This is a genomic window from Polynucleobacter sp. JS-JIR-II-50 (assembly GCF_018687895.1).
GTDB lineage: Bacteria > Pseudomonadota > Gammaproteobacteria > Burkholderiales > Burkholderiaceae > Polynucleobacter.
The window spans coordinates 730,604-745,606 of the sequence record NZ_CP061307.1 but is presented as its reverse complement, the minus strand read 5'-3'; the positions used below and the strand labels follow the sequence as shown (position 1 = coordinate 745,606).

Below are 15,003 nucleotides of genomic sequence, written 5' to 3'. Positions count from 1 at the left end.
CTCACTATGCCAACAAATGCACCGAACCAGGCCTTAATGGCCGAAGAAACGACCTCCAACTTCCCCTTCGTAGGGTGGTTGCGCGATGTTGCGCCCTATATTCATAGCTTCCGCGAGAAGACCTTTGTGATTGCCTTTGCGGGTGAACTTGTCCAAGAGATCGGCCTTGAGAATCTGATTGAAGATATCGCCATGCTCCATGCTATGGGGATGCGGATTGTTCTGGTTCACGGTATCCGCCCACAGATTGAAGAGCAGTTGATGCTCCGGAATATCAAAAGCAAGTTTGGCAAGAGCGCCCTGCATAGCTATCGGATTACTGATGCAGCCGCACTAGAGTGCGTTAAAGAAGCTGCTGGTGAATTACGTCTGGATATTGAAGCAGCATTTAGCCGTGGTTTGCCAAATACTCCAATGGCTGGCTCACGTATTTCTGTGATCTCAGGCAACTTTATTACTGCAATGCCAGTTGGTGTCGTAGAGGGTACCGACTACATCCATACCGGATTGGTCCGCAAAGTAGACTCTGGCTCTATTAGGCAGTCTTTGGATAGCAACAAGATTGTGTTGCTATCGCCTTTAGGTTTTTCACCAACAGGCCAAGCATTTAATCTGGCATACGAAGATGTAGCTGCATCCACTGCTGCCGCTCTTAAAGCGGATAAGCTGATCTTCTTAAGCCCTTATGCTGGTTTAAAAGATGCTGAAGGTGATTTCATTACCGAACTATCTATGCCGCAACTACAAGAATATATCGCGCAGAACAAAGATATGGATCTTGGCATGAAGAGCTTACTAAGTATCTCTGGCAGAGCAATACGGGCAGGCGTTAGCCGGGTTCACTTTTTGCCCTGCAATCAAGATGGCGCACTCCTCGAAGAGCTCTTTACCCATGATGGTATTGGCATGATGCTAGCCTCATCTGATATTGAGAACTTGCGTGAGGCCAACCAAGATGACGTTGGCGGTATCTTGCAATTAACCATGCCCCTGGAAGATGAAGGTATCTTGGCGGCTCGCGGACAAGATGTGATTGAGCGTGACATTCAGCGCTTCTCAGTGATAGAGCATGACCGCGTTCTCTTTGGTTGTGCTGCCCTCTTCCCATTCCCGAACGGTGTTGGTGAGCTAGCTTGTCTCGCAGTAGATCCTGACGTTCAAGGATCCGGTGATGGCGAGCGCCTATTAAAGCGTGTTGAAATGCGCGCTAAGCAAGAAGGCATTAAAAAATTATTTGTTCTCACTACCAGAACTGAGCACTGGTTCTTAAAGCGTGGCTTTAAACGGGCATCGGTTGATGATTTGCCTGAGGAAAGAAAACAAATTTATAACTGGGACCGCAAGTCCATGGTTTTAACTAAAGATCTATAAGTAATTTAAGAAACTGAAGAAATACTAGAAAGGTATTGCAGATGGCACGCATGGTTCAATGTATCAAACTCAATAAAGAAGCTGAGGGAATGGATTTTGCCCCGCTTCCAGGCGAGCTAGGTAAGAAGGTCTGGAATCAAGTCTCCAAAGAGGCTTGGGCTGCTTGGTTAAAGCACCAAACAATGCTGATTAATGAAAACCGCCTCAATATGGCAGACCCACGCGCACGCCAATACCTCTTAAAGCAAGTAGAAAAGTACTTCTTTGAGGGTGGAGCTGATATGGCGCAAGGTTACGTACCTCCTGCAGAGTAATTAAAAATCGATTACCGTGTTGCAGCAAGTATTTTATTGAAAAATATATTTTGGATTGCTGTTGACACTGCCAACGATAAGCGTAGGATGAAGTTGTGGTGAGACAGAAGTAGTGTCCCACTCACATTGGCGAAAGCCACTTAAGATGGGTGCATCTGTGCACTCATAGATGTCGGAACTAATTACCTTCCGATTATCTGCGCCATGCATACCATGGCAGACAAACCCGATGGGCATACCCCGTCGGGTTTTTTATTACTAAATCAATTATGAGAGTGCGATACGCTCAACACCAGCAGCATTGCTGACCAACAAAATATTGGCCTTTTCTTTAGCAAATAAGCCAACAGTGATCACGCCAGCAATTTGATTAATCTGTGCTTCCATCTGAATAGGGTCAGCAATCTTCAGACCGGCTATATCCAAGATCCAACCACCGTTATCGGTCACAAATGGCTCGCTTGGTGTTTGGTTCAGGTCTGCACGGGTGTTCTTGGTTAGGCGCAAAGTCACTTTACCGCCAAACTTCTCCAGCTCCCTGCTAACCACGCCTTTAGCCAAGGGAATGATTTCTACTGGCAATGCAAAGTTACCTAGTACCGGCACTTGCTTCGATGAATCGCAAATGCAGATGAATTGCTTTGCCATAGAGGCGATAATTTTTTCCCTGGTGAGCGCTCCGCCACCGCCCTTAATCATGTGCCCCAAAGGATCAATCTCATCAGCCCCATCAACATAGGCCGGCAGACCTTGCACATCATTTGGATCTAGTACTTTAAAACCATGTTTGAGCAAGCGTTCAGTGGTTGCGTTAGAGCTCGATACCGTGCCAGAAAAATGCCCCTTATAAGAGGCTAGTGCATCTATAAAGCAGTTTGCAGTTGAGCCTGTGCCAATTCCCAAAACCTGTCCAGCGGGCAATTTAAGTACTTCGTCTCTAGCCGCCTCGCCCACCATTTGCTTTAGTTGATCTTGATTCATATAGCTATCAAATGCCTTTACTGGAACTGAGTAATTAATCCATCTATCATATGATATCTATCAGAAAACCACCCTAGAGCAGCGAGCAAGCCCATGAATAGCACCCCTTCGTCACTAAACCAACTAGAGCAACTCAAGAAACTCACCACGGTTGTGGCTGATACAGGCGATTTTGAGCGGATGCAGGCTTTTCAGCCGCAAGATGCGACCACCAACCCTTCACTTATTCTGAAAGCTGCTCAACAAAGCAATTATCAGGATTTGGTGCAGTCAGTCAAAGCAGCTCATCCAGGCATGAGCCCGACTGATTTGGTGGATTACATTTTGGTTGCGTTTGGCCTGGAGATTCTGAAGATTGTTCCGGGACGTGTTTCTACAGAAGTAGATGCCCGACTCTCATTCGACACCAAGGGCACTATAGCTAAGGCCAAGCATTTAATTACTCTTTATGAGTCTCATGGCATCGATCGTAAACGTATTCTGATTAAATTAGCCGGCACATGGGAAGGCATTGCTGCCGCCAAAGAATTAGAGGCGCAAGGCATTCATTGCAATATGACCCTGCTCTTCTCGCTCGTGCAAGCAGCTGCGTGTGGCGCCGCCAATGCCAAACTGATCTCTCCATTTGTGGGTCGCATTACTGATTGGAATAAAGCTAAGTTAGCCAGTAACTGGAGTGATAGCGCCAATGGCGGAGCAAATGATCCTGGCGTGACTTCAGTGAAGAGGATTTTTCATTACTACAAGCACTTTGGCATCTCTACGGAGATAATGGGTGCCAGCTTTCGCAATACCAGTCAGATATTAGAGTTGGCTGGCTGCGATCTGTTAACCATTAGCCCAGAACTCTTGGCAGAACTCCAGATTAGCAATGCGTCTGTTGAAAGAAAACTAAACTCTGCAAATGCTCAAGCAGCCTTACAGGCAGAAGGTATTGCCCCGCTGAAGTTAGATGAATCTAATTTCCGCCTTCAATTGAACAATGATGCAATGGCAACGGAGAAATTGGCTGAAGGGATTCGGAACTTCTGCATAGATACTGAGAAGCTGGAAGTACTGCTGGCTAAGTAATGGGGATTGGGGCTACTACTTATTAGGGAGCAAGCCCCCATACCCGAAATAATTTAAAGTCGTTTTTACCAATTTTTTAGCATGACAAAATTTTGCAGATATTAATATCGTCTTTTCGGCGCACTAGCAAAAGATTGCTTCTTCTCAATATGTCTAAATGTGATTCGGCCTTTGCTCAAGTCGTAAGTGGAGAGCTCTAAAGAAACTTTATCTCCGGCCAATATACGGATGTGATTTTTTTTGACTCTTCCTGCTGTATAGGCAATAAGCTTATGGCCATTGTCTAAGGTAACCCGATAACGAGAATCCGGCAGAACTTCATCAACAAGTCCTTCCATTTCAAGCAACTCTTCTTTTGCCATTTAACATCCTTAATAAAAATAAAAAGCCCAGTCATGCTGGGCTTTGGGCCAGGCAAATAATTTCCGCCTGGTATTTGCTTCTGATTTAAACAGGTTGAATATTGGATGCTAACTTGCCTTTAGGGCCGGTAGTAATATCAAAAGTCACCTTTTGACCTTCAGCCAAAGACTTAAATCCGCTGCTATTAATTGCTGAAAAATGGGCAAATAAATCTTCGCCACCGAGTTCAGGGGTAATAAAGCCGAAGCCTTTAGCGTCGTTAAACCATTTCACAATTCCGTTTGCCATATCTGACTATTCCTTAAAAAAATATAAAAGAGGCAATGCCCCAAATGAGGCGAAAGTCAAGAATGGCGGGGGAGATGCTAAGAAGAACTATCGCAGAACTGCGGTATTAATTACTAGTACAACAACACTATTAGCTTGAAAATCGCTATATATATTTTACTCTACTTTTGTCATAAAAGGTTACTTAATAACAAATCACCCTCATAACGGACCTTGTTACAGGTAAAAGTGCTTTGGTAATGCTGCGCCAGGCTCAAAAGGTTAATAACAAATAAGTAGCAAGAATGCCTCGCTATAGCTCAGGAATGTCGTTTTTATCAACATGTGAGGCTACAGTACTGGAAAATGAAAACGCCCCGAGACTCTAGTTAACGACTGCATACGACCCAAAGCAGACTTTGGTGGATCATAATCTCCGCTAGTGGACTTTTAAATCGCTTGGCGCGATTTCGAATCTCGCCCGAACCGCCAGTTATACAAAATTCCTGAAGCGAGGTAAGTTAGTTCGCCAAAATAATTTCAGGTGGCTTCCACTCCCCCTCACCTGGCGGCAAGATGGATGGAGGAGTCTCTTTTGGCCAGTAAAGTCGCATAACAATATAGGTTGGACCATTGGGTGCTGGCAGCCAATTTGCTTCTTTCGACTTACCTGGCGATTTATTTTGAATGTAGATCGTTACCGATCCATCAGCATTCTTCCTTAACCCCGGCAGCATTGGAGAGTTAATTAGATAGCGATTGATTGGATTTTTGATTAAGAGTTGCGTCTTGCCATCGTAGATCGTGATAGACCAAAATGCATTCACGGGTGGAAGCTGATCCTTTGCAAAAGTGAGCGTGTAACTGTGCTTACTGCCATCAAGTATTTCTCCCCGGCTATCCATCCGAGTCAATGGATACATGGCTTCAACTGAATCGTTTGCATAGATGCCGGCTTTTGCAACAGCAGCGCGTTTTAGCCAATCTCCATTGAAGAAAGCACGATCCCCACCAGCTAGGCCACCTACTCTCCAGCCATTAAAGTCTTTACCTCCATTTGCAGCCATTTTTTCAATCTTCTCTTCGCCCTCTTTCATGGCTAAAAGAATTGCAGCTTTGTGTTCGGACGAGAGGTCTTTGAACTCAAACTTTCTGCCAGGTCCAATACCAATGCTTGCCAATTTTTCGCGGATGGTATTTTCCTCTGGACCAGCAGGTGCGTACTGAAGCGCAAAGCTTAAATATTCAAAGAAATTAGTTTTTACCATCTCCTTATTGACCTTTGGAAAATCAATCGCCGGGGCAGCAGCTAGAGCAGGTTGTTTGAGATAATCAGAAAGTGGTTGTGCTTTATATCCACTTTGTACCTTAACTACATTGGGCATATCTGCTGCATTGAAAAGTTGAGTGCGATAGATTGCTGCAGAAAATTGGGTTGATGAACGAAAGACTTTTTTAATACCCGCGGGTGCTTCACCCTGCCAATCGGGCCCAACTACCATATAGTCGCCAGCCTCATTGCCAGTAGCACGGCTACCGATATAACCATAATTAAAGGTATTGCCATCACATAACATCACTGCGTAATAACGCTTTTTATCAACTGCAGGAACCGATAACACCATCGGCTCTGATCTCAAATCCATAAAAACAATCGAATACGGAGTATCGCTATTGGGTGAAACTACTGTTGTATCTTTATAGGTAAAGACACGCGCCTCATTATTGATTTTATTAAAGGGGGCTTTGAACTGTCCTGAATCACGATCAATCGCGTAGTCATACATGACTGCATAGTTCATGACGATCGGAAGTCCGTAGATGAACCCTTCTTCCGCAATTACCTTTGTCTCTTCAAGACTTGGCACAGGAATACCCGCTACGGTATCTTTCTTTTCTGCTTGAGAAACGGCATCACTCTTATTGCCGCATCCAACACTCATTGCAGCCACGATGACCGTAATGACTAATCCAATAAAAGCTGAAATTTGGCGATTTTTCATGATGCCATCCCTCTTTTTCTCAAGCCATCTGCTTGATACCTCTGCATATAAGCAGCGTCACCCACCCTCATAAAGCGGTGGGTAGACGCAGAAGAAACCTAAATCACTACCGCTAGTCAGTAACACACTACTTTTTAGCGCTAGCGCCAGCGTTGTACTGATAGTTACCTTCCAACTGATCGAGAACGATAGTGTTAGGTGGGCTGGAATCAGCAGTCGACGTCAGAGTCATATCCTTGTCCAACTTGCGCGATCTGAATTTCCATCCCTCCGGCAAGGTCAGGCGTTTGCCAAGGGTTGGCAGGCTTTCGATGGTGTTCTTGGGGTCAATTTTCAGAGACAAGCTAAACATGGTGTACACAGCGCCCTCTGGAGTGACCAACTCATACACTGTTTCGCCTGCATTGAAGAAAAAGGCATTGGTTCGCTTAGAGATCAGCGGTTTATAGGCAGGGAGCGTTCCGGTGACGGCCTTGCTCAGGTCAGGAGTTTCGAAGAGGCCGAGCACGCGCAAGGGGATCGTGGAGATCACTCTCTCTTTGCAACCATCCCAGGCTGTCCCCGTGATGCTGTTCGCTACGAGGCGGCGCGGACCATTAAAGAGGACTCCATCACTCCCGTATTTCTTTTTCAATTCATCTGCATTCAGCGCACGAAAGCGAGCATCCATTACATCGTTGGGCGCCTCCAGGTCCTTGCCAAGAGAATTGTAGTAATAGCCGATCCCACTGCCGTTAGCCTGGCGACTCATGAATAGTATTTCGTAGAATGCCTTACCGCGCCAATTCTCAATCTTGATTGGGCAGGGATCCGTCAGGCCAACTTTCTGGTCTGCCAAGGCCGGCGTCATACCAACTAGCAGCATAAGCATCAGGGCAACTACTTTTACAGTCATGTCTGTAATTATCTTCATTTAGCTCTCCCGTAAGAAGGTGATGTAGCGCTGGATGTGATAGGTACATATTACTTAAAATCAGAAATAAATCCACCCTTTTAATGCTAATTGGACTTGGCGGAAGAGGTGGTACAAAAAACTAATGATGGTCGCTTATTGGCCGATAGCGGTCCATTGACACCAAAAGAAAAGCCATCCTACGGGATGGCTTTGGTAACGATTGTGGCATTAATTACCGCCATTACTTACTTTTTGGCGGTGTTCATACCCAGTATTGAGTAAGCCGGGCAATTACCGATCACTCCAGTGATGAGAGGAATGATACCAATCCATGCCCATGGGCCAGTAATACCAAAGCCAGCTAAGCCCATTAGCGTTACGCCAACAGTCATTCGCAGAACGCGATCAGTGTGTCCGATATTGCATTTCATAAGAATCTCCTTGCTTTACTTGGCAGCTTTGTCGTTTGTTTTAGCTAGGCGCTGTCTTAATGCCTCATATAAGCATACGCCACTTGCAACAGATACATTCAAACTGGATACAACGCCTTGCATCGGTATTCGAACCAATTCATCACAGTTTTCTTTGGTGAGGCGACGCATGCCCTCGCCTTCAGCTCCCATCACAATGCCAATAGGGCCTGTGAGATCGATGTCATAGATTGATTTAGTAGCTTCGTCATCCGTTCCAATCAACCAAACACCCGCTTCTTGCATTTCTTTCATGCTGCGAACGAGGTTGGTCACCGTAATAACTGGCATCACTTCTGATGCGCCACTAGATACCTTGCTAACGGTGGCATTAACCGATGCAGAACGATCTTTAGGAACTACTACGGCATCTACGCCTGCACCATCTGCTACACGCAAACAAGCACCAAAGTTATGGGGATCAGTAATGCCATCTAAAACAAGGAACAGCGGCTTCTTCTGAGCACTCTCAGCATCTTCAACTACTTCAGTAACTGTACGTGCCACAGTCATTTTTTCAGCCAAAGCAACAACACCCTGGTGGCGATCATGGCCTGTCAACTTATGCAGACGCTCGGCATCAGCTGCGTGCAAGCGCTCACCAAGAACTTCTTCTGCTTGCTTTAAAAAATCACCCATACGTCTATCGCGACGGCCAGAGTCAAAGTACACAGACTTCAAGCTATCTGGGTCGACTCGTAAACGCGCTTGTACAGCATGAAAACCTACTAATATTTGTTTCATCTTATTTTCTTGATCTTATTGTTCTATTTAATTTTTACTTGCGGCGCGCTTTAGTGCTGCGAACTGGAGGCTTACTGCCTGCAGGTTTACCGACTGCCCTGCCTGGCTTGGCGGATTTACTACTCTTACCGTTTTTACTATTGGCTTTACTCTTAGACTGGTTAGCCCCCAGAGTCCCGGCAGATTTGGCTGCATTCACATTGATGCCGCTTGGCTTTTGTGGAACCTTGTTGTCAGAGCGGCCTCTTTGAGGGGCTGCTTTTTTATTAGGTCTACCTGTATCGGTTGCCAATAGCAATTGACGGCGATTGGAGGAGCCGCCTGGCTCTGCGCCAACGGATTTGACAAGACTAAATTCAATCTTGCGCGCATCGAGGTCAACCCGGCTGACCAATACATGCAAACGATCACCTAAGCGATAACGAATACCAGTCCGCTCTCCGCGTAACTCTTGGCGCGCTTCGTCATACTGGAAGTAATCTCCGCCGAGCTCAGTGACATGCACCATGCCTTCGACAAAGAGATTCTCTAACTGAATAAATAAACCAAAGTTCGCAACGCCGGTGACAGTACCAGCATATTCTTGACCTAAATGGTCGCGCATGTAGTAACACTTGAGCCAAGCTTCTACATCACGTGAAGCTTCATCAGCACGACGCTCATTAGATGAGCAATGAACGCCCAATTGACCCCAGATTGGTAATGCGGCATTAGCCCCTTTAAGTGGCTTAGAGCCTTTGGCTGCCCCTGCTTTAACATCGCTTTGGGATTTCTTGGCATTGACTGCATTCTCACGACCTTTACCTTTACGTGGCAAGGTGAGATTGAGTGGAACTTTCGGTGGCAATACGGGTACGTATGGTTTTTTCTGGAGAATCGACTTAATCACGCGATGCGTTAGCAAGTCTGGATAACGACGAATCGGGCTAGTGAAATGTGAGTAAGCTGGGTAAGCCAAGCCAAAGTGGCCTTCATTATCCGGCTGGTACATCGCCTGCTGCATAGAGCGCAATACAACTGACTGCAGCATATTGGCGTCAGGTCGATCTTTAATTTCACGCATTAATTTAGCGTAGTCACGTGGCTTAGGCTTTTCACCACCACCCAATGACAGGCCTGAGGTTCTCAGGACTTGGCGCAATGTCACCAACTTCTCTTCTGATGGCTCACCATGCACACGATAGAGACTCAGGTGCTTATTTTTTTCAATAAAGTCAGCCGCACAAACGTTAGCAGTCAACATACACTCTTCAATTAAGCGGTGGGCATCGTTACGAAGACGGGGCTCAATGCGCAGAATCTTACCAAGCTCATTACTAATGATTTGTGTTTCAGTTGTTTCAAACTCAATCGCACCCCGCTTCTCACGAGCAGCCAACAGAATCTTATAAAGAGAATATAGATTACCCAGTAATGGGCGGAACTGAGCGAAGCGGGTTGCCTCTGGACCCTTACTATTGGAAAGAATCTCCCAAACAGTATCGTAAGTAAAGCGTTGTGCTGAGTGCATTACCGCTGGATAAAACTGGTAAGCCAAAACAATACCGTTGTTATCTACAACGGAGTCGCACACCATACACAAACGGTCTACACCCGGATTCAGCGAGCAAAGACCATTCGAGATCTTCTCTGGAAGCATAGGGATTACGCGTCTGGGGAAATACACTGAAGTAGCGCGTAATAAACCCTCGTCATCCAATGGCTGACCTGGCTTAACGTAATGAGACACATCGGCAATCGCCACAATCAAACGCCAAGCCTTAGTTTGGCCGTACATAACTGGCTCGCAATAGACGGCATCATCAAAGTCTCGAGCATCAGCGCCGTCAATAGTGACTAAAGGCACATCACGTAAATCAACGCGACCTTCTAGATCGGATTGCTGGACTGTATCTGGCAATGCCGCAGCCTCTTTCATGGCAGCAGCAGAAAATTCATGGGGCACGCCGTACTTACGGACTGCGATTTCGATTTCCATACCAGGATCATCGATCTCGCCCAAAACTTCAACTACGCGACCAACTGCTTGGCGATAGCTATCTGGGTAGTCAATAATTTCAACGCTAACAACCTGACCCAACTTGGCCTGCCCTTGACCTTTTGGCGGAATCAAAATGTCATGACCGATGCGCTTATCTTCTGGCGCAACAATCAGAACACCATTTTCATTTAAGAGACGACCGATCACTACTTTGTTAGCGTGCAGAACTACCTCGACAATTTGCCCTTCTGGGCGACCACGTCGATCCGTTCCCAATACTCTGACATTGACTCTGTCGCCGTGCATGACGCGTGACATTTCTCTTTCTGACAGAAAGATATCCTCGCCACCATCATCGGGAATGACAAATCCAAATCCATCTCGATGCCCCTGAACTGTTCCTAAGCGGTCAGCCTCACGTGGCATCAAGTCTTTTGCTTTACGCATTTAATTCCTTCGGCAATACATGCCCTGTATATATCAACTGATATCTATTTTTGTTATGAATAAGGCTACTGTATCAAACCACCAAGCCTGAAGGGGAAAAGCCAAATGGGGGTGGAAATAACCTCAAAACGCTCATCCCCCTATAATAAGGGCATGCCCAGGTGGCGAAATTGGTAGACGCACCAGCTTCAGGTGCTGGCGATCGTAAGGTTGTGGGGGTTCGAGTCCCTTCCTGGGCACCAAATACACCTACAAAGACCTATATGGGGCCTATAGCCCCATTTTCAATAGTCAGACGCTTTCTAGCATCCAAAGAAAAACCGCCCGTAGGCGATTTTTTAGTGACCCATTGAATGATTAATGACTATGAATGGTTTTCAGGGTTGCATCACCTAAATTTTGATGCTCACTGGGATCAATTGCAGAAACCTCTTGAATAAATTTAGCAAGGTCAATTTTTTTACCACCAACCCAAGTCCCTTGAACTTTAACCTTTTCCAGAATTTCACTGGGCTTAACAGTAGTTAAATCAGTAGAGAGCTCAACAATATCTGCGAACTTCCCAACCTCTAGAGATCCAACCTCCCGATCACGTTTTAATTGATAAGCCCCATTAATCGTCACCGCTTTGAGCGCTTGATCCATCGTGGCTGCTTGATTTTGGCCATGGACCCTTCCTGAATCTGTCGTGCGGGTAACCATACTCTGGATATTAAGCAGAACGTTAGGAGGGGTAACAGGGCCATCATTATGAAATGATGGGTGAACATCTGCTTTAAACGCATCCGCAACGCGCACCCACTCGGAACCATGCGCTGAATCAAACATAGTGCCATCGAGCAAATCCCCCCAGTAAATATATTGAAATGGTCCTAGGGAGACCGTAACACCCAGATTCGCTGCCCGTTTAAATTGATCTGCTCGAGCAGCACCAAGATGCTCCACTCTCCAGCGATGATCCGTGCCTGACAAATTGTATTTTGTAAGGGCATATTCATATGCATCCAATACAACATCAAACCCAATATCCCCATTGCAATGAAAGGACATCTGATAACCTAGCGGCGCATATTTATCAAGAATTTGATCTAACTGTAAGCGGGTATAGTTCATGCCTTTTTCGCCAAGCGGCCCAAGAATGATATCCGCTTGACGGGTTGTTGGATTATCCAAATAACCAAAGCTTTGAGCGACATTACCGAGCCAAGGAGTCCCATCAGCCCAAAGCTTAATTCCATTCTTACGCACCATATTCGCGTCAGGCCAAGTAACTTGGCTAGCAGCATCAGGCTCTGTAGACATATGGTAGACACTTAAACGAAGTGGTGCATCGGGAACTGATCCAAGCGCTTGGTAGGCTTTGTACTGGCCAGTGCTATAAGTCATCTCCGAGGAAGATGTAATGCCAAATGAGGACATGTAGGCATACCAATTCGCACCAGAGAGTAATGGATGAGGAATTGCCTTTGGTATAAAAGGAACCCCCACTGCAACCATGCCCGGCACTTCATTGGCAACACCATTAGAGGTGCCATCTTTATTGCGCCCAAAACTGCCGCCCACTGGATCTTTTGGTGGCTTACCGCCGGTCCACCCCAATGCTTTCATAACTGCAGTATTAAAGTAAACAGCATGGCCGGAGTTATCAAACACGAGGATTGGGCGACCACTTGGAGAAAGGGAATCCAAAATTTTATTTGTTGGAATTGGCGCCTGTTGCAATAAGCGATCAACACCGTTAAATATCAATGGAATCCCAGGCTTCGCTTCTCTATCTTCCTTGATAATTTTTGCTTGAACGCCTGCCCAGGTTTTATAGCCGACATACGGAGCCACCCAATATGCCGGTGACTGAGTGAGAACACCACCCAATAAAGGGTGGCTATGTGGCTCAACAAAACCCGGCATTAATACTGTAGCGCCCAAATCTTTAACATTAGCGCTGGGTGCCGAAGCTTGGACATCCTTAAGCGATCCAATAGCTGTGATCTTTTTAGTGCTGGTATCGAAGGCAATTGCTTCTGCGCGTGGTTTTTTATCATCCATGGTGATGATGTTTGCAGCTTTAAGGACCACAACCTCTGCACAAGCAAACAATGGAACCGAACATGCCACAAGAGCAGCAATAGATTTTGAAATACTCTTACGATTGGCTGTTTTCACGGAAACTCCATTTGTTTATTTTTGTTCGGAAATTATGCCAGTTAGAAATCCTTTATATAACCCTCCATAAGCCTAAATGGCTTTAATATAGGGTACTTACTAATAAGTCTTTCCCACATTGACCAATCAATTAAACCCCTCCCTACTCAAAAAAGAGAGCAAGAAAGCCAAAGGCATTAGCCTCTTTTCAGCAACTGCTCTGGGCATCGGCGGAATGATGGGTGCTGGGCTATTTTCTCTCTTGGGCACTGCTAGCGCTCATGCTGGCTCATACATTCCCCTGGCATTTTTGTTGGGGGCTATTGCTGCCTCATTCTCAGTCTACTCATACGCCAAATTGGGCGCTACTTTTCCTAGTAGTGGAGGCGCTGCTACTTTTACAGTAATGAGCTTTGGGCCTGGAGTTCTTTCTGGTGGCCTCAATATATTTCAATACGTTTCCTATCTGATTGCAGCCGCACTCTATGCCGCTGGCTTTTCTGAATACGCCAATACTTTGCTAGGCGGAAATTTATCTCCACTTGAAGTCAAGCTTATGGGTGCCGGTATTGTCATTTTTTGTGCCGGCATTAATTTGCTGGGTACCGATATTGTTGGTACTGTAGAAACTCTGGCTATTGGATTTGTGACACTTGCTCTTTTGCTGTTTTCCGCTGAGGGCATTCATGTGGCTGATGTTGGCGCGTTCAAAATGTCTAGTTGGTCTATCAATGGGATAGCTATTGCCACTGGCATCTTGTATATCAACTATCAAGGCTTTGGGGTTGTGACTAACTCTTCTAATGCTATGCATGCACCCCATAAAGAATTACCTCTTGCCATGTTTTCAGCCCTGATTTTGGTAACGATTGCCTATGTACTAGTGAGCACCGCAGCAATACTGCTGCTTTCCCCTGCTCAAATGGCGCTATACAGCGGTCACGTTTTGGCCGATGCAGCCCAAATCGTCGCTGGCAAAGCAGGCTTTGTTGTGATTGGTGTATCTGCCCTTCTGGCCTGTGCAGCTGCACTCAACGCCACCATCTTTGCTGCATCCAATATTGCGGCCGATATGACACGCAAGAGTTCAGTCTCAAAGGTCTTAAGTGACGAGGTCTTAAATACAGAGTTTCGTGCATTAACCATATCAGCGATCTTGGTGATTGGTTTGGCTCTGGCATTTCCATTAGATGTTGTTGGCAAAATGGCCAGCCTTGCCTTTTTATTGGTATACGCTGCTATTACTTATGGGCACATTCGCGTACGAAACCAAACAGGCGCCAAGCTTTGGCCACTCTGGGCGGCAATCATCATTAATTTGAGTCTGTTTGCTACTTTATTTATCAATGTGATCGAGACAGCTCCGAATAGCGCAATCGCTTTAGTAATTGCCTTAATAGGATCTTTTGCGATTGAAGCAACTTCTCGTAAATTTCTGAGGAAGAAATTAAAGCCCCATTGAGCGGTGCAAGATTTTAGATTTCATCTCCGCCCACAGGCTCTCAAAATCTTCAGTCTTGTCTTCTGATAGCTGAATATGCTTAAAGAGGCCTCCAAAGATAATGGAGCCCTTCTTCACCAAGGTCTTATCAAACTCACCTAAGGATATCGGCTTATCGTCCATATCCCTGGTCAGCTCAGCTGAGCAGACAATCGCATCTGCATCATCCCGGTCAATGACTGCAAACTCAATGAACTGTTGATTCTTTTCAACGATTACTAAAGTGCCACGCGCATAGCAAACCGCCTCATGTGCTTGCGCAATATATGCAAGAAATTGATTCTGTTCATCGTCACTCTTCATGGGGAGATCATCAATAAAGAATAGGTATTGATCTCCCTCGCTGTTTACTAAAGTAAATACCTTTGGAACAACTCCATGCCCTAAAGCTAAATTACGGTAATAAGAAGAAATTTCTACGGCGAGATTTTCAGAAAATAAGTGCATATTGAT

General features: G+C 45.8%; 14 protein-coding genes and 1 tRNA gene. 5 read left to right on the top strand and 10 right to left on the bottom strand.

Translation table 11 applies throughout. From position 1 onward, the window contains the following. Positions 1-6: 6 nt before the first annotated feature. Together argA and FD963_RS03915 are read left to right on the top strand one after the other, a co-directional pair. Positions 7-1,371 carry an amino-acid N-acetyltransferase gene (gene argA, locus FD963_RS03920; protein ID WP_215363181.1) on the top strand — a complete coding sequence of 455 codons (1,365 nt, stop codon included), beginning with the start codon at positions 7-9 and terminating at the stop codon, positions 1,369-1,371. A 41-nt stretch (positions 1,372-1,412) separates the two neighbouring features. Next, positions 1,413-1,685, top strand: coding sequence for an oxidative damage protection protein (locus FD963_RS03915; protein ID WP_046330271.1), 273 nt, complete (start codon positions 1,413-1,415; stop codon positions 1,683-1,685). 267 nt (positions 1,686-1,952) lie between these two features. Here FD963_RS03915 and rpiA read toward each other — a convergent pair whose 3' ends face one another. After that, positions 1,953-2,666 (bottom strand): ribose-5-phosphate isomerase RpiA, encoded by a 714-nt coding sequence (rpiA, locus tag FD963_RS03910; protein ID WP_215363179.1) that lies wholly within the window; start codon positions 2,664-2,666, stop codon positions 1,953-1,955. A 93-nt stretch (positions 2,667-2,759) separates the two neighbouring features. On the opposite strand from rpiA, the gene tal reads away from it, so the two are divergent. Beyond that, positions 2,760-3,737, top strand: coding sequence for a transaldolase (gene tal / locus FD963_RS03905; RefSeq protein WP_215363178.1), 978 nt, complete (start codon positions 2,760-2,762; stop codon positions 3,735-3,737). Between the two features lie 101 nt (positions 3,738-3,838). Here tal and infA read toward each other — a convergent pair whose 3' ends face one another. From infA to rnr, 7 genes are all read right to left on the bottom strand, one after another. Beyond that, positions 3,839-4,099 (bottom strand): translation initiation factor IF-1, encoded by a 261-nt coding sequence (gene infA / locus FD963_RS03900; protein ID WP_215363176.1) that lies wholly within the window; start codon positions 4,097-4,099, stop codon positions 3,839-3,841. Positions 4,100-4,184: 85 nt separating this feature from the next. Continuing rightward, a complete protein-coding gene (locus FD963_RS03895) occupies positions 4,185-4,388 on the bottom strand; it encodes a cold-shock protein (RefSeq protein ID WP_072583619.1) in 204 nt (67 codons plus the stop codon). A gap of 500 nt (positions 4,389-4,888) precedes the next feature. Beyond that, positions 4,889-6,370 carry a DUF1254 domain-containing protein gene (locus FD963_RS03890; RefSeq protein ID WP_215363174.1) on the bottom strand — a complete coding sequence of 494 codons (1,482 nt, stop codon included), beginning with the start codon at positions 6,368-6,370 and terminating at the stop codon, positions 4,889-4,891. 127 nt (positions 6,371-6,497) lie between these two features. Beyond that, on the bottom strand, positions 6,498-7,283 hold the full coding sequence (locus FD963_RS03885; RefSeq protein WP_215363171.1) for a hypothetical protein: 786 nt from the start codon (positions 7,281-7,283) through the stop codon (positions 6,498-6,500). A gap of 227 nt (positions 7,284-7,510) precedes the next feature. Next, entirely contained in the window at positions 7,511-7,696 is a 186-nt protein-coding gene (locus FD963_RS03880) for a DUF2892 domain-containing protein (protein ID WP_215363168.1), read from the bottom strand. Between the two features lie 15 nt (positions 7,697-7,711). After that, positions 7,712-8,479, bottom strand: coding sequence for a 23S rRNA (guanosine(2251)-2'-O)-methyltransferase RlmB (rlmB, locus tag FD963_RS03875; RefSeq protein ID WP_215363166.1), 768 nt, complete (start codon positions 8,477-8,479; stop codon positions 7,712-7,714). 34 nt (positions 8,480-8,513) lie between these two features. Continuing rightward, positions 8,514-10,907 (bottom strand): ribonuclease R, encoded by a 2,394-nt coding sequence (rnr, locus tag FD963_RS03870; protein WP_215363164.1) that lies wholly within the window; start codon positions 10,905-10,907, stop codon positions 8,514-8,516. A 155-nt stretch (positions 10,908-11,062) separates the two neighbouring features. On the opposite strand from rnr, the gene FD963_RS03865 reads away from it, so the two are divergent. Further along, a tRNA-Leu gene (locus FD963_RS03865) sits at positions 11,063-11,149 on the top strand. Between the two features lie 115 nt (positions 11,150-11,264). Here FD963_RS03865 and FD963_RS03860 read toward each other — a convergent pair. Further along, a complete protein-coding gene (locus tag FD963_RS03860) occupies positions 11,265-13,070 on the bottom strand; it encodes an amidohydrolase (RefSeq protein ID WP_215363162.1) in 1,806 nt (601 codons plus the stop codon). A gap of 118 nt (positions 13,071-13,188) precedes the next feature. Here FD963_RS03860 and FD963_RS03855 point away from each other — a divergent pair, with 118 nt between their 5' ends. Further along, a complete protein-coding gene (locus FD963_RS03855; protein WP_215363161.1) occupies positions 13,189-14,511 on the top strand; it encodes an APC family permease in 1,323 nt (440 codons plus the stop codon). Here the strand turns inward: FD963_RS03855 and FD963_RS03850 are convergent. Continuing rightward, positions 14,497-14,997: a hypothetical protein gene (locus tag FD963_RS03850; protein WP_215363159.1), complete on the bottom strand. Its 501-nt coding sequence runs from the start codon at positions 14,995-14,997 to the stop codon at positions 14,497-14,499. The two genes, FD963_RS03855 and FD963_RS03850, sit on opposite strands and share 15 nt — an antisense overlap. Between the last annotated feature and the right edge of the window lie 6 nt (positions 14,998-15,003).